The organism is Pseudoalteromonas ulvae UL12 (assembly GCF_014925405.1).
Lineage (GTDB): Bacteria > Pseudomonadota > Gammaproteobacteria > Enterobacterales > Alteromonadaceae > Pseudoalteromonas > Pseudoalteromonas ulvae.
This window is the reverse complement of record NZ_AQHJ01000030.1, coordinates 1-19,195: the sequence shown is the minus strand read 5'-3', so window position 1 is coordinate 19,195 and position 19,195 is coordinate 1. Positions and strand designations below refer to the sequence as shown.

Genomic DNA, 19,195 nt, shown 5'->3' with positions numbered 1-19,195 from the left:
TTATTGGCCCTCAACCTGATAGAATTTACGTCCTGCTTCTGCCCATTGGCGAGTTTGCTCAGAGACTTGGAAAATAGCACCTAAATGCGCGTACTGATCGGCTTTAGCAACAAAATTAGCTAGGCCAATTTGATCTAGATAGCGGAATGCACCCCCTCTGAATGGAGGGAAACCTAAGCCATAGATAAGCGCCATGTCAGCTTCTTGTGGTGATGCCACGATATTTTCTTGCAAGCACAATAACACTTCATTAAGCATTGGAATCATACAGCGATCGATGATTTCTTCTTTGCTAAATTCTTTTTCGCTTTCACACACAGAGCTAAGCAGAGCAAGAGCCTCAGGATCGGCTTTTTTCTGTGGACGGCCTTTTCTATCCATTACATATTGATAAAAGCCTTTACCATTTTTCTGACCAAAGCGTTGTTGAGTAGCGAGTACTGCTACAGGATCTTTTTCTTGGCGCGCCATGCGAGCAGGGAAGCCTTCAGCCATAACGTCTGTACAGTGATGCGCAGTGTCTAAACCAACAACATCCAGTAAATACGCAGGGCCCATCGGCCAACCAAAGATATTTTCCATAACTTTATCGGCTTTAGCGAAATTCACGCCTTCAGTTACTAATTGTGTAAAACCAGCAAAGTAAGGGAATAAAACACGGTTTACAAAAAATCCAGGACAATCATTAACAACAATGGGTGATTTACCCAATTTCAGGGCGTAATCCACTACTGCATTGATGGTTGCATCTGAAGTTTTGCTGCCGCGAATGATCTCGACTAGCGGCATTCTATGGACTGGATTGAAAAAGTGCATTCCACAGAAGTTTTCTGGTTTTTCTAGTGCACTTGCCAACACATCGATACAAATAGTCGACGTATTTGAAGTCAGCACTGTGCCATCAGGCATATCGGCTTCAAGTTTAGCAAGAACGGTTTGTTTCACTTTTGGATTTTCAACCACAGCTTCTACAACGATGTCTGCAGTTTGCAGATCAGCATCATTTAACGTTGGTTTGATTGCTCCAAGGGTTTTCACCATTTGATCAAGTTTGATACGGCCGCGTTCTAGTTGTTTGCCTAGAATTTTCGATGCTTCATTCATACCCAAGTCCAGTGCGGATTCTTGGATGTCTTTCATGATAATAGGCACGCCTTTATAAGCAGACTGGTATGCAATGCCGCCACCCATAATGCCCGCACCTAAAACCGCAGCTTGCTTGATTTGAGTGTCGCTACCTTTGGCTAACTTGCGTGCTTTTGATTTGATATATTGATCAGCTAAGAAAATACCAACTTGCGCAGCAGCTTCAGGAGTCTTTGCTAATTTGGCGAAATTGGCGTTTTCAATGGCCATTGCTTCAGCTCGGCCGTGGTTCGCTGCTGCTTTGATGGTTTTAACAGCCATCATAGGTGAAGGATAGTGACCTTTTGTTTGGCCAAAAACCATGCCTTCTGCCGTCGCAAAGCTCATGCCTTGCTCAACTCGATTCATTTTAAGCGGTTGTAATTTTTCTTGGCGCTTGGCTTGCCAATCAAGCTTGCCTTCAATTGCTTGCTCAATCATCTTAACAGCACTGGCGACTAATTTGTCTGATGCAACAACACTATCGACAGCACGAACTGCTAATGCTTGTTCAGCACGGTGCTCTTTACCTGTGGTGATCCACGTCATGGCGTTATCTGCACCGATAATTCTCGGTAGACGAACCGTGCCGCCAAATCCAGGCATAATGCCAAGCTTAACTTCTGGAAGCCCTAATTTTAAATCGGTGGCTGCAATGCGGTAATCGGTTGCTAGTACCCACTCACACCCACCACCGAGTGCCATACCATTGATGGCTGAAATAGTTGGAAAAGGTAGGTCTTCTAGTTGGTCAAATACATCAGTGGCATTTTTAATCCACTGAACAAGATCCGCTTCTGGTTTATCAAAGGTCGGTAAAAATTCAAAAATATCTGCGCCAACAATGAAGTGATCTTTATCGCTGGTAAACACCATGCCTTTAATATCTGAGTTGTTTGCTAATTCAGCTAATGCTTGACCACAATCTTGCAGGGTCTGCTGAGATAATTTATTTACGGGGCCGGGTACACAAAATTTAAACTCGGCGATGTTCTCTTTAATGAAAGAAACCTCGAAGGTATCACTCTTAAATAACATTAACTATGTCTCCCTAGTTATCAAACTCAACTGGTACGATGAGTGCGCTTTTTACGCAGGTTGCCTGTTTTAAAAATAAAATGCAATTAAATTTTAGTGAATTTGTTACATCTGGTTAAAAACTGACTCCCAATCCTGCTATAAAGGTAGACTAGTCAGCAGGTTTTTATCGAGATTTGTTGCAAAGCAATGTCGTTCCAAGGCAAGCTAGGAAACCATTCAAATTCAGTCTTTTATACTTTTCTTTTATTTTTTGATTGGCGTAACACAGTAGGGATAACTTTCATGGCTTTTTTCCAACGAGGATTACGTTTAGCTGTACTATGCAGCTCTTTTATTACTGGCACGGCATTGTCGGCAAGTACCATTCATGATGATTTTATCGCTGCCGAAAAGGTGGCTAAAAGCGGTAACAAAAAACGCTATCAACAAACGCTTTCTGAGCTCGAACATCCACTTAAACCTTATGTCGAAATGGCATATCTTGAAAAATACCCATATTTAAATAATGAACCCGATATTAAGCGCTTTTTAGACGTTTACGAGGGGACGCCTTTATCTTGGAAGGTACGAGAATCATGGTTAGAAAATTTGGCTCGCTTGAATAAAAAAGCCAAATTTATAGAGTACTTTAAAGACACATCGAATAGCGAGTTGACCTGTTTAAACCTTCGATATCAGCTTGATTTAGGCGCGCCCTCGGCGGCAGTACTGAAGCAAGTGACACCACTGTGGGTGGTGGAAAAATCACAACCAAAAGCCTGTGATAGCTTGTTTCGTAAATGGCAGAAACAAGGTTACCTGACTCCTGAGCGAGTGTGGCAGCGGCTGACATTAGTGGCTCAAAAAGGTCAGCACAGTCTTATTCCCTATTTAAAAACACAATTACCAAAGCAAGAGCAATACCTGGCTGATTTGTATTATGCGGTCCGAAAAGACCCTTCTGCAGCCGCAGGTTTATATCGCTTTAAACAATATACCGTCAAAGAAAGCGAAATAGTGGTCTATGGCTTAAAACGTTTGATTTGGCGAGACCCTGATTTAGCCTTGCGTGCATGGGATAAACATTTAGAAAAAATGCCGTTTAGTGAGGCGCAAAAAGAGAGTGTTTATTACAGCTTTGCGCTTTCATTAGCCTCTAAGCAACATAAAGAAGCGAAGTTTTGGCTTAATAAAGTACCAAAAGATCAGCATGATAAAAGCCTAAAACAGTGGCAATTAACGAACTTATTACAGCAAAGTGATTGGCCAGGCATTGTGGCTTACTTTATAGACAAAGAGCTCGATAATAGTCAGCAATATTGGCTGGCATACGCATTAAAAGAGCAAGGAAAAGAAGCTGAATCTGAGGCAATGTTTCAAGCTCTGGCGCAAAAGCGCGATTATTATGGTTTTTTAGCTGCTGCGCGATTGCAATTACCGGTCTCGTTGCAAGAGCAACCTATTGTTGTTGATGATGCAGTGAAACAGAGTGTAGCCCAAGCGCCTGGTTACTTAAGAGCGAAAGCATTTTTTGAGCTTGAGCGCTTCACCTCTGCTAGACGTGAGTGGAATTATTTAGTTAATACTTCCACAGAGGAAGAAAAGTTAGCTGCGGCTTTGCTTGCCCACGAAATGGATTGGCATGACAGTGTCATTATTACGTTGGCGCAGATAGAGCGATATCATCATTTAGATTTACGGTTTCCGCTGGCGTATGAGTCGCTATTTGAACGATACAGTAAACGCAGCAACATAGATGTTTCGTGGAGCTATGCTATCGCAAGACGGGAAAGTTCATTTTCTCCAACAGCCAGCTCGTCAGCGGGCGCGTATGGTTTAATGCAATTGTTGCCTTCTACCGCCAGTTATATCAATAAAGGCAGTATTTCGCGACGAAAACTGTACGATCCTAAACTTAATATCCGTTTAGGGACTAATTATCTTAAGTACCTCAAACGTAAAGCGAAAGGCAATGAAGTGGTGGCGACCGCTTCCTACAATGCTGGATATCATCGTGTGGCTAAATGGCTTCCGAAGGAAGGGGTTGATTTTGATTTGTGGGTTGAGGGGATCCCGTACCGGGAGACACGCGATTATGTCAAAAATGTGTATGCCTATCGTCAGGTTTACCATACACGGTTTGGCAAAAACGAGAACTTGTTTACAGATCTGGTCAAGATGAAAATTCAAAAATAGGGGGTTGCTTTAATTGTTGATGCCCTATGATAAGATGCACATAACAGCACATATTGAGAGATGATTGAGTTATGGATAAATTAGCTGCACTTTACGCAGATCATATTGCAACATTGCAAACAAGAACACAGTCGATTTTAGCGCTTGAAGGACTCGAAGGTTTAGTGATTCATTCGGGGCAAGCTAAACGTCAGTTTTTAGACGATATGGATTACCCATTTAAGGTCAACCCTCACTTTAAAGCATGGCTACCTGTTATTGATAATCCACATTGTTGGTTAGTGGTCAATGGGATAGATAAACCAAAATTAATTTTTTATCGCCCTGTTGATTTTTGGCATAAAGTGCCAGATGAACCAAACGATTTTTGGGCAGAATACTTTGATATTGAGCTGCTACTCATTCCTGATCAAGTCGAAAAGCATTTACCTTATGATAAAGCGAAATACGCGTATATAGGTGAGTATTTAGAGGTCGCAAGAGCGCTTGGTTTTAATGAAATCAATCCAGAGCCCGTATTAAATTATTTTCATTATCACCGTGCTTATAAAACACAATACGAGCTAGTGTGTTTAAGAGAGGCAAACCGTTTAGCTGTTTTAGGCCATGAAGCGGCTAAAAAAGCATTTTATGCTGGTGGTGCAGAGTATGATATTCAACATGCGTATTTGTTAGCGACTCGTCATACAGAAAATGAAATGCCTTACGGTAATATTGTGGCATTAAATGAAAACTGCGCGATTTTACATTACACAAAACTTGAAATGAATGCACCACAAACAAGCCGTTCATTTTTGATTGATGCTGGGGCTAGTTTTCATGGTTATGCAGCAGATATTACCCGTACTTATGATTTTAATCAGTCAGGTATGTTTGCAGAGTTAATTGCTGCGGTGAATGAGTTGCAATTAACATTATGTGCAGGGCTAAAACCGGGTTTGAAATACGGTGATTTACACGTGCAATGCCATCAAGGAATCGCACAAATTCTAAGTGATTTCGGTATCGTGAATTTAAGCCCAGAGCAAATAGTTGAGAAGAAAATCACATCAACTTTCTTCCCTCATGGTTTAGGGCATCACCTTGGCTTACAAGTCCATGATATGGGTGGATTTATGGCAGATGAACGCGGAACGCATCAACCGGCTCCTGAAGGTCACCCGTTCTTACGTTGTACCCGAATTGTTGAAGCAAACCAAGTGTTCACCATTGAGCCTGGGTTATATTTTATTGATTCGTTACTTGCTGAGTTGGCTCAAACTGAAAATACCCAATATATCAATTGGGAAAAAGTTGAAGCATTTAAGCCGTTTGGTGGCATTCGTATTGAAGACAATATTATTGTCCATGCCGATCATAATGAAAATATGACACGTGACCTTAATTTAGCGTAAGCGTGTCGAGTAAACTAAAAAGAGCCTTATTTGGCTCTTTTTTTATGCAATGAAGAGAAAACAATGAGTGATGAGTATCGTTATCCTGCAAAGAGTGTGTTCTATCAAGAAGAAATAAAAAAAAGCACGTTTATCGTTCATATTGCCCATACTCCAGATTTAGACAGCGCAAAGCAGTTTATTAAAATGATTGCTGCTAAATATGCTGATGCCAACCATAATTGTTGGGCGCATGTGGCTGGGTGTCCAAGTGGCAGTCATGTGTTGGGTTTTTCTGATGATGGTGAACCTAATGGGACAGCAGGTAAGCCGATGCTCAATGTATTAGTTGGTTCTGGACTAGGCGAAATAACAGCGGTGGTAACCCGCTATTTTGGTGGGGTAAAGCTCGGTACGGGTGGCTTGGTGCGCGCATATGGGGGCAGTTTAAATAATGCCCTTGCGACACTCATAACCTTAAATAAAGTACCTGAGACGATTTTGGTTGGAGTCAGTAATTACCAACAGCAAGGCTTGATTGAGCAGCGTTTAAATACTGAGTACCAAATTTTAGCGATTGATAAACAATTTAGTGATGTGATTACCTGGCAAATTGCACTTGATGCGCGACAAGCAAAAAATGCCATTGCAGATATTTATGAAATCACGCATGGTACAGTTGAGTTAAAAATCAAAGCGTAAGACAATATTGTGATAATAATTAGGGATCAAAAACACACATGCAGTTTCGCACGATAATAAAAATACTCGGTCAGCTGGTGGCTATGTTTAGCATCACGATGATCCCACCTGCGCTGGTGTCTTTAATTTATAAAGATGGCGGAGGGGTGCCATTCGTCTTAGCGTTTATTTTTAGCTTAGTGATTGGCATGATGGCTTATTACCCTAATCGAAAGCAAAACGGTGATTTAAAAGCGCGAGAGGGCTTTTTGATTGTTGTTCTGTTTTGGCTTGTTCTGGGGGCGTTTGCCTCGTTGCCGTTAGTATTTTTAGATGCACCAAAATTATCCCTAGCAGATGCAATATTTGAATCTTTTTCAGGTTTGACAACAACTGGGGCTACAGTATTAACCGGCATCGAGTTTCTCCCCAAAGCAGTGCTATTTTATCGTCAACAATTACAGTGGCTCGGTGGGATGGGGATCATCGTATTAGCGGTTGCCGTTTTGCCTATGTTAGGCGTCGGTGGTATGCAGTTGTATCGTGCAGAAACACCGGGTCCGGTGAAAGATTCAAAAATGACTCCGCGAATTGCCGATACTGCTAAGCACCTTTGGTATATTTATGTTTCTCTGACTGTTGCTTGTTCGACCGCTTATTGGGCGGCAGGAATGAACTGGTTTGATGCAATTTGCCATGCGTTTTCGACCATAGCGATTGGTGGCTTCTCGACCTATGATGCTTCACTTGGTTACTTTGATAGCCCATTGATTAACTTTATTTGTGTGTTCTTTTTGATCATTGCGGCAGTGAACTTTTCTTTGCATTATGCGGCTGTGGCAAGTCGTAATCTAAAAGTTTATATTCGCGACCCTGAGTTTAAAGTTTTTTTGGCCATTCAAGCTGCGCTAATATTGTTGTGTTTTAGCGTTCTGTCATCACAGGAAGTCTATCAAACTGGCGATGAAACCCTCGATCAGGCAATGTTTCAAGCGGTGTCGATGAGCACAACTGCCGGATTTGCTACGGATAATTTTTCTGCTTGGCCATTGTTTTTACCTATCTTACTTATTTTTTCTAGTTTTATCGGGGGCTGTGCGGGTTCTACTGGTGGCGGAATGAAAGTGGTGCGGGTCTTTTTGCTGTATTTACAAGGGATCCGCGAGTTAAATCGTTTAGTTCATCCTCGTGCCATTTATTCAATTAAATTGGGCCGCAAAGCGTTACCTGATAAAGTTATTGAAGCGGTTTGGGGGTTTTTCTCAGCCTATGCGTTGGTCTTTGTTATCATCATGTTACTGCTGATGGGCACTGGGCTTGATAACATTACCGCTTTTTCTGCGACGGCTGCTTGTTTGAATAACTTAGGTCCGGGTCTTGGTGATGTAGCTGCTCATTATGGAGATATCACCGATGGGGCTAAGTGGATTTTAACCATTGCGATGGTCTTTGGTCGCTTAGAGATATTCACATTATTAGTGTTATTTACGCCAACATTCTGGCGTGGGTGAGGACAGACCGAAGCACAGCTTCGCAGCTGTCCGAAGTGGAGTCATGGATGACGACAGGAGAGATGCTTCATGGCTGATTTTCAAACACTTATCTTAAAACAACAATAAAAAGGCGAACTCATGTTCGCCTTTTGCATTTTAATGATCGGGTTACATAAAAATGGCGCTAACCTGAAATAGCTTTTCGACAACATGAATTTGCTTTTTATCGATTAAAAACATGATTACATGGTCGCCAGATTCTATGACGGTACTGTCATGAGCAATCACCACATCGTCATTTCGTACAATTGCGCCTATGGTCGTTCCAACTGGGAGTTTGATATCGACAATGGCTCTACCAACAACTTTTGAGGTGGTTTCATCACCATGAGCAACCGCTTCTATCGCTTCAGCAGCTCCTTTGCGTAAAGAGTACACATTGACAATATCACCACGGCGTACATGTGTGAGCAGAGCTGAAATAGTCGCTTGTTGAGGTGAAATTGCGATGTCGATTTCACCACCTTGCACTAAATCGACGTAGGCTCCACGCTGGATAAGCACCATGGTTTTTTGTGCCCCCATACGCTTGGCGAGCATGGCTGACATAATGTTTGCTTCATCGTCATTAGTGACGGCAATGAAAACATCCACTTGCTCTACGTGCTCTTCAGAGAGTAACTCTTGGTCGGATGCATCACCGGCAAACACTACGGTATTGTGTAACATGCCAGATAGCTGCTCTGCACGGGATAAATTGCGTTCTATCAATTTGACGCTATGGGTTTTTTCAAGTGAATGAGCAAGCCCTGCACCAATGTTACCGCCACCCGCGATCATGATCTTTTTATATGAGCGTTCGAGCTTTTGCAGTTCATTCATGACTGCTCGAATATGCTTAGTCGCCGCGATAAAGAAGATTTCATCATCGGCCTCAATAACGGTTGTGCCCAGAGGTTTAATTGGTTTACCTTGGCGATAGATAGCCGCGACGCGGGTCTCAACATTAGGTATGTGTTCTTTGAGTGCAGAAAGAGCATAACCTACTAATAAGCCACCATAATAGGCTTTGACCGCAACGAGTGATAGCTTACCTTCGGCAAATTGTAAGACCTGCAAGGCTCCAGGGTAATCGATTAAACGACGAATGTATTTCGTCACTAATTGTTCTGGCGCAATATAATGATCAACGGGTAAATCGTGGTTATGAAATAGTTGTTCTTTATAGCGTAAGTATTGCTCAGAGCGGATCCGAGCAATTTTTGTCGGGGTATTAAAAATACTGTAAGCGACTTGGCAAGCAACCATATTGACTTCATCTGAGCTTGTGACGGCGATGATCATATCGGCATCTTCAGCTCCTGCGCGGCGTAATACCTCAGGGTGTGCACTGTGGCCAGAGACGACCTGTAAATCATATTTGTCTTGTAGTTCTCTGAGCTTGTCAGCATTGATATCGACAACTGTGATTTCATTTTTCTCGCCAACTAAGTTTTCTGCAAGTGTTCCGCCTACTTGGCCCGCACCTAATATGATTATCTTCATGTATGACTAAATCGCTTATAGTAGGGTTAACAGCGTTAACCCATTTGTTAGAGTTTTTTGGTGATTTTTGCGTAATAAAAACCGTCATTGAGCTCAGGTAAAAACTGCCAACCAGGCTGTGCTAAAGTGTCATTGTTGTGCAATGGCTGGTGAACTGCATCTTGGTGCTTGGCTAAAAATGCCTTCACTTGATCGCTGTTTTCCTGAGGTAGCACAGAGCATGTAGCATAAATGAGTGTGCCACCGGGTTTTAACAAAGACCAGTTAGTTTCTAAAATACTGGCTTGTAATGTGGCAAGTTGCTCAATATCTGCCGCACGACGAAGCCATTTTATGTCGGGGTGACGACGAATAACGCCTGTTGCGGAGCACGGCACATCTAGCAGAATTTTATCAAAGAGTTGCTTGTCCCACCACGTATCGGGTGTGCTGGCATCTGCGCATTGCAAGGTGGCTGATAAGCCTATTCTGTCCAAGTTTTCTTGCACTCGATTTAAACGGCTTTGATCACAATCAAGAGCGATCACGTCGAGTTTATTTGCAAGCTCAAGAATATGACACGTTTTACCTCCAGGTGCGGCGCACGCATCTAAAATACGTTCACCTTCTTGCGGGTCAAGTAAGCGAGCGGCCATTTGCGCAGCGCCATCTTGCACTGAACATGCACCGTCAGCAAAACCGGGTAGGCTAAATACATCACAAGCTGAATCGAGTAAAATCGCATCAGTAAATCCATCAACTAAACGGGCAGAAATAGATGCACCGTTTAATTTATCTAGATATTGCTGGGTTGTATGATGTTGTTGATTTACTCGCAACCACATTGGTGCTTGTTGCTGGTTTGCTGCCAATATCTGTTGCCACTGTTTTGGGTAGGCAGACTTGATAAGTTTGATAAACCAGCCAGGGTGATTGTATTTACAGACTTCATTTTGCTCAGCAGCTTGTTCTAACTCATCTTGTCGGCGTTGAAAATTGCGAAGCACGGCATTGACTAACCCTTTTAAGCCGGGAGCGTTTAACGCTTGCAAAGCATTAACTGTTTCTGCAACGGCCGCATGAGGTGGGATCCGCATATGTTGTAGTTGGTAAATGCCCACATACAGCAAAAATTGGAAAACACGCTGTTTACCTTTGAGTGGTTTAGCCAATAACTCGCGGCAATAATGCTCTAAGCTAGGTAAGTAACGTAGCACTCCATAGCAAAGTTGTTGAAGTAACGCTTTTTCTTTTGGGTTGACTTTGCTGGCTGCAATTGGGAGCACTTGGTTAAGGGATTGCCCTTGATCGACCACCTGATATAGCACCTCAGCGGCTAAGGCTCTGAGGTTATTCATTGTTTTGACCTGCAAAAGATTGAATCGTTACCCATTCAGAGCGGCCATTTAAGAAGTCTTGTGCTGTCATTGGCTTTTTACCTTGCGGTTGAAGGCTGGTAATTTTTATTGCTTGATCAGACGTTGCTACAACAATGCCATTTTTATCCGCTTGTAATATTTCACCAGCTAGCCCTTGCTGCTTGACCACTTCAGCCTGCCAAATTTTGACGGTCTGGCCTGCAAATTCAGTAAAGCAAATAGGCCAAGGGTTAAATGCACGAATGTTGCGCTCAATTTGCGCGGCATCCATTGTCCAATCAATGTTCGCTTCATCTTTGGAGAGCTTATGGGCGTAATTAGCACGTGTATCATCTTGTTGGGTGCCCATCGCTTTGCCGTTTGCGATATCTGCTACTGTTTTGATAAGTGCATCAGGACCCAGTTGCGCAAGCTTCTCATACAAGGTGGTACTGGTTTCATCAGGTGCAATTGGACAGGTCGCGATAGATAACATATCACCGGTATCAAGTCCTACATCCATTTGCATAATTGTTACACCAGATTCTGCGTCTCCAGCCCAAATAGCGCGTTGAATAGGAGCAGCACCACGCCAGCGAGGTAAAATAGAACCGTGCACATTGATACAGCCATATTTAGGGGTGTTCAATATCGCTAATGGAAGCAACATACCATAGGCGACAACGACCATTAAGTCGGCGTTAAGAGCGGCCATTTCTTGTTGCACGAGTTCGCTTTTAAGGGACTCAGGCTGGAAAACAGGAATATCATGAGTGACAGCAAGTTCTTTTACTTCACATGCTTTGAGTTTTTTACCGCGACCCGCAGGGCGGTCGGGTGGGCTGTAGACAGCAATCACTTGGTGTTCTGAATCAATTAGTGCTTGCAGGTGGCGGGCAGCAAAGTCTGGCGTGCCCGCAAAAATAATGCGTAATGCTTGTGTCACTCGAATATCCAATATCAGGTTAATTATGCTTTAGCAGCGAGTTTTGCTTCTTTTTCAAGCTTGGTACGAATACGTTGACGCTTGAGAGGAGAGAGGTAATCAACAAAGAGTTTACCTTGAAGGTGATCTAATTCATGTTGAATGCAAATCGCTAATAACCCATCGGCATCCAATGAAAACTCCTGCCCGTCAATGTTTGTGGCTTTGACCGTGACAGTCTCGGCACGATCTACTTTTGCATAGCTATGAGGGACAGAAAGGCATCCTTCTTCGCTAACCGTTGACCCGTCTTTTTTTGTGATTTCAGGATTGATAAAGACAAGTTGTTCTTCTTTGTCTTCTGATACATCGATCACCACAATACGTTGGTGAATGTTCACTTGTGTAGCCGCTAAACCGATACCGTTTTCTTGGTACATAGTTTCGAACATGTCAGCAACAATCTTTTTAATAGAATCATCAACTTGAGCTACGGGTTTGGCAACTGTGCGAAGACGTTCATCTGGAAAGCGTAAAACTTCTAAAAAAGCCATATTTACCTTTAAATGTTATGTGTATAGAGTCAGATTGTGTTATGTTTTTATTTTAGCCATTACTGGTCACCTTTTACAGGTTTAGATTAAGAATAATAAAAAACAGCTCAAGGAAGCTAGCATGATTAAAAAGCTTACAGCGACGGTTTTTGCTTTAGCAATGACATTTCCATCCATTGCTGATGTATTAACCATCAAAAAAGATGCTCCACAACAATACGTTGTGCAAAAAGGTGATACTTTGTGGGATATCTCAGAAATTTATCTTGAGCAACCTTGGCTTTGGCCTAAGTTGTGGCGTATGAATCCACAAATTGATAATCCTCATTTAATTTATCCGGGTGATATGCTGACGTTAGTGTATGACGCAGATGGCCAACCTATGTTGGTGATGAATCAAAAATATAAGAAGTTATCACCAGGTGTGCGTAAAACATTGAAAAAGGCGGATGCGATTCCAACTGTACCACTGGAGTTTTTACGTCCTTATTTAACATATGAACAAGCACTCGATGAAGAGACGATTGCAAGTAAACCATATGTCCTCGGTGCTAACGAAGCGGTGAAAAGCCAAGTAACAGATCATATTTTGTATGTGAAAGGGGATTTAGTCCGCAGTCAGTTTTATGGTATTTACCGCAAAGGGGCTGAGTTTATCGATCCTGAGTCGCAAGAAGTTTTGGCACATAAAGCGAAACTTGTTGGTACTGCTCGTGCGTTTCGAAGTGGTGATATAGCAAAAGGTGAGCCGGCTTCTGTTCGAGTGAAAAATGTTAAGCAAGAAGTCAAAGCGGGTGATTTTTTAATGCCTGCAATGGAAGGTCAATCGTTGCCAGCATTTTTCAGTTTAACGCGTCCTTCAACAGATATTAACGGCAGTATTATTGCTTCAACGAATGACTATACAGAGTTTAGCAAATATGAAGTTGTGGTTATTAACCGAGGCACTGATAACGAATTAAAAGCTGGACATATATTGGATATTCGTCGTCCATCACCTAAGGTTATAGATGGGACGGATGGCCCTAAATATTATGAAGATACATCCCGTTACGACAAAATGACGGCTTCAGTGCAAGGCTTATTTAATGAGTCGAATGCTGAAAGTAAGCTTTGGGTTCCCCCTTCAGAAAAGGTGGGAGAACTAATGGTATTTAAAGTTTATAACAACTTAAGTTATGCCATCATTATGGAAACAATGATGCCAATTCGGTTAGGGGATACAGTTAATGTAGATCTGTAAATCGAGAGGCTCTAAGGAGGGAGCATGGAAGAACAGCAAAATAACGAGCTCAAAATGTGGCTCGTTTTTTATTTGTGCAAAGGGTTGGGTCCAAAGAAGCTGGATTTATTAAAGCAACATACAGAATTAACTCATCTTTTAACGTTTAATGAAGCGCAGTTAGCATCGCTTGGTCTCTCAAGTGATATTATCAAACAACTGCTCCATCCGAATTGGTATTATATTGATACTTTAATTGATTATTTATCTCAGAACGCCATTACAGCAATCTATTATTCCCACCCTTGTTACCCTTCACAATTAAAAGAAATCAGCGCTGCACCTTTAATTTTATTCTGTAAAGGGAATATTGATTTGTTGTGCAAATCACAAATAGCAGTTGTTGGTAGTCGAAGCGCTACTCCTAATGGTATTGAAATAGCTTCTGAATTTGCATCTGCAATGAGTCATCAAGGGATCGTCGTGACTTCTGGGCTGGCTGGTGGGATTGATGCTGCAGCTCATAAAGGCGCGTTAGCGGTCAGTGGTGAGACGATCGCAGTCGTTGGTACAGGTGTTGATGTCATTTATCCCAAGAAAAATCGTTTGTTGTTTGAGCAGTTACTATCAAGTGGCTTGATAGTGAGTGAGCTTCTTCCTGGGACGAAAGCGCACGCTAGTCACTTTCCACGACGAAATCGTATTATTGCGGGTTTGTCTTTGGGGGTATTGGTTGTAGAAGCTGAAATAAAAAGTGGTTCGCTGATTACTGCTCGCTATGCAATTGAACAAAACCGGGAAGTTTTTGCAGTCCCTGGATCGCTATTTAATCCTTACTCACATGGTTGTCATTACTTGATTAAGCAAGGGGCTAAATTAACCGAAACGCTTGATGATATTTTTGAAGAGTTAGGTCTTTTAGTTAAAAACGGTCTATATAATAAAGTAGAGGTCGATAATTTAGAGCAAGTAGATCCTGTTTTAACACAGCTCGGATATGAAGCAACTTCAGTTGATGTATTAGCTGAGCGAACTCAGATTCCGGTTGAGCAGCTATTAACCCGATTATTAGATTTAGAGTTAGCAAACCAAGTGGAGCGTGTTCTTGGTGGCTATATCAAACTGAGGAGTTACTAATATGTTTGATATCCTCATGTATTTATTTGAGAATTATATTCATAGCGAATCTGAAGTCTATGTTGAGCAAAGTGAGCTGACAGATGAACTGATCAGAGCGGGCTTTAATCGAGCCGAGATTTACAAAGCTCTTGATTGGTTAGAGCAATTAGCTGATTTACAGCATTGTGATGAATTACCTTACTTAAATGTGAAACCCGTGCAATCAGTGAGAATTTTTACTGATTCTGAATGTGAAAAGCTCGATGTTACATGTAGAGGTTTTTTGTTATTTCTTGAGCAGATTAATGTCATCGACAGTGAAACCCGTGAAATGGTAATAGACAGACTCTTTGCACTTGATAAAGCTTACATAGGTCTTGAAGATCTAAAGTGGGTTGTTTTGATGGTGTTGTTTAACGTACCCGGTAAAGAGCAAGCGTATGCTCAAATGGAGGATTTACTATTTGATGAGCCAACAGGTTTGTTGCACTAGTTATTCATGCTTTCTCCGCATAACTAAAGGGGTTTTTTGCCCCTATTTTATTGGGTTTTACTTGACCCAGCCCATCACTGCATTATATTGAGCGCAAATTGAACGAGTACAGGTTAATAGATGAGTAAAATCGATCATTCTTTATTTGCAGCCCATGAGCATGCCTTAGAAAAAGAATATGAAATTTGTCCTCAATGCGGTTCGGAGCTTGTGATCCGTCATAGTAAGTCAGGACCATTTATTGGGTGTGCTAATTACCCAGCCTGTAGCTACACGAAGCCGCTAGTAGAACATGAAGTTGATGTTCTAAAGGTACTTGATGACTCTCCATGTCCACAATGTAGCCGTCCTTTAGTCGTTAAAAATGGTCGTTATGGTATGTTTATTGGCTGTTCAGGGTTTCCTGATTGCCACTATATTGCATCACAAATAGAGGAAGAAACAGCTAAGCTACCGCAATGCCCTAAATGTCATAAACATCACTTAGTGAAGCGTAGCAACAAATCTGGTAAAAACTTTTATTCGTGCGATGGTTATCCAAGCTGCAAATACATTGTTAACTTCTTACCGGTTGATCAAGCTTGTCCTCTGTGTGGTTGGGGCATTATGCTTGAAAAGCACACGAGTTCATCTGTGACACTTTTGTGTCCTCAAAAAGCATGTGGCTTTAAGTTAAAACAGTAGTTGCTCTATCTCACTATTCAGTGAAAGATATTTGGCTCTGAAAGTAATCTGCGATATGCCTAGTTGATTAGATGTTAATAACGGTTGTTTATTTAGGGCTTGGGAAGTGCGACAAAGCTAAGTAAAATCATAAAAAGTAAAATTATATCTTTATTAGAGAGTAACAATGTCAAAGGTAAATATAGAAACAGTAAAAGCATTTTTACTCGAACTACAAGATACGATCTGCTCAGGACTTGAGCTGGCAGATGGGCAAGCAACGTTTGTTGAGGATTCATGGCAGCGCGCAGAAGGTGGTGGCGGTCGTACTCGAGTTATCACTGACGGCGCTATCATCGAACAAGGTGGGGTGAACTATTCCCATGTATTTGGCGCTTCAATGCCTGCCTCTGCAACCGCTCATCGCCCGGAACTTGCTGGTCGCAGCTTTCATGCGTGTGGAGTCTCGTTGGTTATTCATCCAAAAAACCCTCATATTCCAACCAGTCATGCCAATGTTCGATTTTTCATTGCTGAAAAAGAAGGGGAGGCACCTATTTGGTGGTTTGGAGGGGGTTTTGATTTAACTCCATTTTATCCTGAACTAGAAGATGTGAAGCACTGGCATCAAGTTGCCAAAGATCTATGTGACCCGTTTGGAGACACAGTTTACGATGATTACAAAAAGTGGTGTGATGAGTATTTTTATTTAAAACATCGCGATGAAACTCGTGGTGTTGGCGGGTTGTTTTTTGATGATTTAAACCAATGGGGTTTTGAGAAAAGCTTTGAATTTATGCAAGCAGTCGGTCATGGATTCCTAGATGCCTATTTACCTATTATAGAAAAACGCAAAGCGACTCCTGTTACAGCTGCTCAGCGAGATTTTCAGTTATACAGGCGTGGCCGATATGTTGAGTTTAATCTAGTGTGGGACAGAGGGACTTTATTCGGTTTACAAACAGGGGGCCGAACAGAGTCTATTTTAATGTCTATGCCACCATTGGCGCGTTGGGAATACAACTATACGCCGGAGGCTGAGACGGCTGAGGCCGTGTTGTATAACGATTACCTCAAACCAAGAGATTGGCTTCATTTATAATTGAAAAACTTCAAGGCGCATAGAGTTGCGCCTTTTTAATACATGCAAATTAGTTCTTGTTGATCATATGGCTGGCTAGTTGTGCTAAGGATTGGCGCAATCCCTCTCTTAGGAGGGGGTTATCAATTTCCAAATCTAAAGCTTTATTCATACAAAACATCCACTGATCTCGTAAATCTTGATCGATAGGAAATGGCATATGTCGTTTTCGTAACATTGGATGGCCATGTTTTTCTACAAATAAGTCTGGACCGCCTAACCAACCGGATAGAAACTCAAAAAACACCTCTCGTATGCGATCTAATGGCTGTGGGTGCATATCATATAAAGGTTTAGTGTAAGTTTCTTCAGCCATTATGTCGTAGAATCTATTTGCTAATGCCCGAGTGCCTTGCTCTGATCCAATTAATTCATACGGTGTTTTTTCTGGAGAGGGGGCTTCATTGGGCTTGTTTTCAGTGCCTTGTTTAGTAAATATGCGTTGTATTAATTGTTTCATAACAAAAATTCAAATTTTAGCTGAGGGTTTAAATGGACAAATATGCAGTTTTTGGTAATCCGATCAAGCATTCAAAGTCACCTGCAATTCATCATAAATTTGCAGAGCTTCTTAATGAACCTGTGCACTATGAAGCGATTCTAGCACCGCTTGATGGTTTTTCAGCAGCAGTTAACGACTTTTTTGTGTCTGGAGGGCTAGGTGCAAACGTGACTATGCCTTTCAAAGAGCAAGCATTTGAACTGTGTGATCAGTTAAGTGACAGAGCTCAAAGTGCTGGAGCGGTCAATACACTAAAAAAGCTGAAAAGTGGTGAACTCTACGGAGATAACACTGACGGCGCAGGTTTAGTGAATGACTTACTCAACAACAACATCACTCTCAAAGGTCAGCATATTTTATTAATGGGCGCAGGTGGTGCAGCCCGAGGAGTCTTACTGCCTCTAATTGAACAACAGCCCGCGAGCATTACTCTTGTTAATAGAACCAAAAATAAAGCGCAACAGTTGGCTGAGTTATTTTCTCAATATATTGATATTGCAGTATATGATTTTCATGAGTTACCTATTGCAAATTACGACGTTGTCATCAATTCAACATCATCAAGCATAGAAGGGGTATTACCGAATATCACGGCTGAACATATTCAATCAGCGAGTGCCGTTTATGACATGGTATATAGTGATAAAGAAACAATCTTTATTGCTTGGGCAAAATCACACAATAAAAATGCGGTAATGCTTGATGGTATCGGGATGCTGATTGGCCAAGCGGCTGAAGCATATAATGTATGGCGGGATACATTCCCACCAGTTGAGCAAGTCATTAGACTCGCTAAAGATAAGGCTTTATAAATGAATCAAGCAATTATATTCAACGATGATGCACAGTATTTATCAAATGAAAATGCACTCCAATTTAGTGCTATGGCCGCAGGCTCTACAGTTATATGTATTGTTAACATGGAATGCTTTTCAGAGCTCAGCGAAGAAACTCCGCTGAGCTACTTTAATAAATTCAAATTTGATTATGAAGACCTTGCCGAGCAGCTAATTGAGGAGGAGTGCTTCAACAACGAAGGGCAAATCATTATTACAACTCAATTCTTTTAATCCTCCAGTAAATATTCGTCTTTGAGTTTTACATAGTTGTTCGCTGACACAAGAAGAAAATCTATTTCATCTTGTGTCAGTGCTCTAGCTTGCTTCACCGGACTGCCAACGTATAAAAAACCTGACTTAAGGGTTTTGCCTGGTGGCACTAAACTTCCACCGCCAATAATGACATCATCTTCGACAGTTACGTTATCCATAATGATGGCGCTCATACCTACTAGAATTCGATTACCTAAATGGCAACCGTGCAACATAGCCTGATGACCAATGGTGACATCATCACCAATGATTAATGGGTAACCGGCACTATTATCGGGTGTCGGGCGGGTTACATGTAATATTGCTCCATCTTGTACATTTGTGCGATCACCAATCTTGATATAATTAACATCACCCCTTGCAGCCACTAATGGCCAAATACTCGAATCATGACCAATACTAATATCACCAATTAAAACAGCTGATTCGTCTACATATGTATTAATACAAACTTTAGGTAAATGACCTTTATAAGAACGCAATGTCATAGGTAAGCCTTAAAAATAAAAAATCTACAAGTAAGAGTAAGTAAATAGGAAGGGGTCGTCTACTAAATGTATATAAATTGAATTAAGAGATTAACTAAATGTAAGTTTTTAAAGCTTATCGCTCTTTATTTGAACGAAAGCCATGTTTTTTACATTTTTATTAAAATAACCCTTGCCAAAAAAGTTCGCCGCTCTATAATGCGACC

At 41.6% G+C, this 19,195-nt stretch carries 18 protein-coding genes; 11 read left to right on the top strand and 7 right to left on the bottom strand.

Annotated elements, in window-relative coordinates:
- Entirely contained in the window at positions 1–2,163 is a 2,163-nt protein-coding gene (gene fadB / locus PULV_RS13700; RefSeq protein ID WP_086745819.1) for a fatty acid oxidation complex subunit alpha FadB, read from the bottom strand.
- Between the two features lie 285 nt (positions 2,164–2,448).
- Between fadB and PULV_RS13695 the strand changes: the two genes are divergently transcribed.
- The 4 genes from PULV_RS13695 (at position 2,449) to PULV_RS13680 (ending at position 7,906) form a co-directional block, all read left to right on the top strand.
- A complete protein-coding gene (locus PULV_RS13695) occupies positions 2,449–4,341 on the top strand; it encodes a transglycosylase SLT domain-containing protein (protein WP_086745820.1) in 1,893 nt (630 codons plus the stop codon).
- A gap of 71 nt (positions 4,342–4,412) precedes the next feature.
- The gene (gene pepQ / locus PULV_RS13690; protein WP_193332008.1) at positions 4,413–5,735 is read left to right on the top strand and encodes a Xaa-Pro dipeptidase; all 1,323 of its coding nucleotides are present in this window, start codon (positions 4,413–4,415) and stop codon (positions 5,733–5,735) included.
- A 63-nt stretch (positions 5,736–5,798) separates the two neighbouring features.
- Complete coding sequence (locus PULV_RS13685; RefSeq protein WP_086745822.1) at positions 5,799–6,416, top strand: YigZ family protein; 618 nt, start codon at positions 5,799–5,801, stop codon at positions 6,414–6,416.
- A gap of 38 nt (positions 6,417–6,454) precedes the next feature.
- Entirely contained in the window at positions 6,455–7,906 is a 1,452-nt protein-coding gene (locus tag PULV_RS13680) for a TrkH family potassium uptake protein (protein ID WP_086745823.1), read from the top strand.
- Between the two features lie 150 nt (positions 7,907–8,056).
- Here the strand turns inward: PULV_RS13680 and trkA are convergent, their stop codons facing one another.
- Genes trkA through def form a run of 4 tightly spaced genes read right to left on the bottom strand, consistent with a single transcriptional unit; the run spans position 8,057 to position 12,249 of the window.
- A complete protein-coding gene (gene trkA, locus PULV_RS13675; RefSeq protein WP_086745824.1) occupies positions 8,057–9,433 on the bottom strand; it encodes a Trk system potassium transporter TrkA in 1,377 nt (458 codons plus the stop codon).
- Between the two features lie 47 nt (positions 9,434–9,480).
- On the bottom strand, positions 9,481–10,770 hold the full coding sequence (gene rsmB, locus PULV_RS13670) for a 16S rRNA (cytosine(967)-C(5))-methyltransferase RsmB (RefSeq protein ID WP_193332007.1): 1,290 nt from the start codon (positions 10,768–10,770) through the stop codon (positions 9,481–9,483).
- On the bottom strand, positions 10,763–11,716 hold the full coding sequence (gene fmt / locus PULV_RS13665; RefSeq protein WP_086745826.1) for a methionyl-tRNA formyltransferase: 954 nt from the start codon (positions 11,714–11,716) through the stop codon (positions 10,763–10,765). Before fmt ends, rsmB begins: the two co-directional genes overlap by 8 nt.
- Positions 11,717–11,739: 23 nt before the next feature.
- Positions 11,740–12,249, bottom strand: coding sequence for a peptide deformylase (def, locus tag PULV_RS13660; protein WP_086745827.1), 510 nt, complete (start codon positions 12,247–12,249; stop codon positions 11,740–11,742).
- Between the two features lie 121 nt (positions 12,250–12,370).
- Between def and PULV_RS13655 the strand changes: the two genes are divergently transcribed.
- From PULV_RS13655 to hemF, 5 genes are all read left to right on the top strand, one after another.
- Complete coding sequence (locus PULV_RS13655) at positions 12,371–13,492, top strand: LysM peptidoglycan-binding domain-containing protein (protein WP_193332006.1); 1,122 nt, start codon at positions 12,371–12,373, stop codon at positions 13,490–13,492.
- Positions 13,493–13,516: 24 nt separating this feature from the next.
- The gene (gene dprA, locus PULV_RS13650; RefSeq protein ID WP_193332005.1) at positions 13,517–14,608 is read left to right on the top strand and encodes a DNA-processing protein DprA; all 1,092 of its coding nucleotides are present in this window, start codon (positions 13,517–13,519) and stop codon (positions 14,606–14,608) included.
- Between the two features lies 1 nt (position 14,609).
- Positions 14,610–15,083: a DUF494 family protein gene (locus tag PULV_RS13645; RefSeq protein ID WP_086745830.1), complete on the top strand. Its 474-nt coding sequence runs from the start codon at positions 14,610–14,612 to the stop codon at positions 15,081–15,083.
- Between the two features lie 120 nt (positions 15,084–15,203).
- Entirely contained in the window at positions 15,204–15,767 is a 564-nt protein-coding gene (locus PULV_RS13640) for a DNA topoisomerase family protein (RefSeq protein ID WP_086745831.1), read from the top strand.
- Positions 15,768–15,933: 166 nt separating this feature from the next.
- On the top strand, positions 15,934–16,848 hold the full coding sequence (gene hemF, locus PULV_RS13635; protein WP_086745832.1) for an oxygen-dependent coproporphyrinogen oxidase: 915 nt from the start codon (positions 15,934–15,936) through the stop codon (positions 16,846–16,848).
- Between the two features lie 49 nt (positions 16,849–16,897).
- Here the strand turns inward: hemF and PULV_RS13630 are convergent, their stop codons facing one another.
- A complete protein-coding gene (locus PULV_RS13630) occupies positions 16,898–17,347 on the bottom strand; it encodes a group II truncated hemoglobin (RefSeq protein WP_086745833.1) in 450 nt (149 codons plus the stop codon).
- A gap of 32 nt (positions 17,348–17,379) precedes the next feature.
- On the opposite strand from PULV_RS13630, the gene aroE reads away from it, so the two are divergent.
- Positions 17,380–18,201: a shikimate dehydrogenase gene (gene aroE / locus PULV_RS13625; RefSeq protein ID WP_086745834.1), complete on the top strand. Its 822-nt coding sequence runs from the start codon at positions 17,380–17,382 to the stop codon at positions 18,199–18,201.
- A complete protein-coding gene (locus PULV_RS13620; protein ID WP_086745835.1) occupies positions 18,202–18,459 on the top strand; it encodes a DUF1488 family protein in 258 nt (85 codons plus the stop codon).
- Here PULV_RS13620 and PULV_RS13615 read toward each other — a convergent pair.
- Positions 18,456–18,989 carry a gamma carbonic anhydrase family protein gene (locus tag PULV_RS13615; RefSeq protein WP_086745836.1) on the bottom strand — a complete coding sequence of 178 codons (534 nt, stop codon included), beginning with the start codon at positions 18,987–18,989 and terminating at the stop codon, positions 18,456–18,458. The two genes, PULV_RS13620 and PULV_RS13615, sit on opposite strands and share 4 nt — an antisense overlap.
- Between the last annotated feature and the right edge of the window lie 206 nt (positions 18,990–19,195).

Coding starts and splice junctions, on each gene's coding strand:
- fadB (WP_086745819.1), bottom strand. CDS start 2,163: ATGTTATTTAAGAGTGATACCTTCGAGGTTTCTTTCATTAAAGAGAAC.
- PULV_RS13695 (WP_086745820.1), top strand. CDS start 2,449: ATGGCTTTTTTCCAACGAGGATTACGTTTAGCTGTACTATGCAGCTCT.
- pepQ (WP_193332008.1), top strand. CDS start 4,413: ATGGATAAATTAGCTGCACTTTACGCAGATCATATTGCAACATTGCAA.
- PULV_RS13685 (WP_086745822.1), top strand. CDS start 5,799: ATGAGTGATGAGTATCGTTATCCTGCAAAGAGTGTGTTCTATCAAGAA.
- PULV_RS13680 (WP_086745823.1), top strand. CDS start 6,455: ATGCAGTTTCGCACGATAATAAAAATACTCGGTCAGCTGGTGGCTATG.
- trkA (WP_086745824.1), bottom strand. CDS start 9,433: ATGAAGATAATCATATTAGGTGCGGGCCAAGTAGGCGGAACACTTGCA.
- rsmB (WP_193332007.1), bottom strand. CDS start 10,770: ATGAATAACCTCAGAGCCTTAGCCGCTGAGGTGCTATATCAGGTGGTC.
- def (WP_086745827.1), bottom strand. CDS start 12,249: ATGGCTTTTTTAGAAGTTTTACGCTTTCCAGATGAACGTCTTCGCACA.
- PULV_RS13655 (WP_193332006.1), top strand. CDS start 12,371: ATGATTAAAAAGCTTACAGCGACGGTTTTTGCTTTAGCAATGACATTT.
- dprA (WP_193332005.1), top strand. CDS start 13,517: ATGGAAGAACAGCAAAATAACGAGCTCAAAATGTGGCTCGTTTTTTAT.
- PULV_RS13645 (WP_086745830.1), top strand. CDS start 14,610: ATGTTTGATATCCTCATGTATTTATTTGAGAATTATATTCATAGCGAA.
- PULV_RS13640 (WP_086745831.1), top strand. CDS start 15,204: ATGAGTAAAATCGATCATTCTTTATTTGCAGCCCATGAGCATGCCTTA.
- hemF (WP_086745832.1), top strand. CDS start 15,934: ATGTCAAAGGTAAATATAGAAACAGTAAAAGCATTTTTACTCGAACTA.
- PULV_RS13630 (WP_086745833.1), bottom strand. CDS start 17,347: ATGAAACAATTAATACAACGCATATTTACTAAACAAGGCACTGAAAAC.
- aroE (WP_086745834.1), top strand. CDS start 17,380: ATGGACAAATATGCAGTTTTTGGTAATCCGATCAAGCATTCAAAGTCA.
- PULV_RS13620 (WP_086745835.1), top strand. CDS start 18,202: ATGAATCAAGCAATTATATTCAACGATGATGCACAGTATTTATCAAAT.
- PULV_RS13615 (WP_086745836.1), bottom strand. CDS start 18,989: ATGACATTGCGTTCTTATAAAGGTCATTTACCTAAAGTTTGTATTAAT.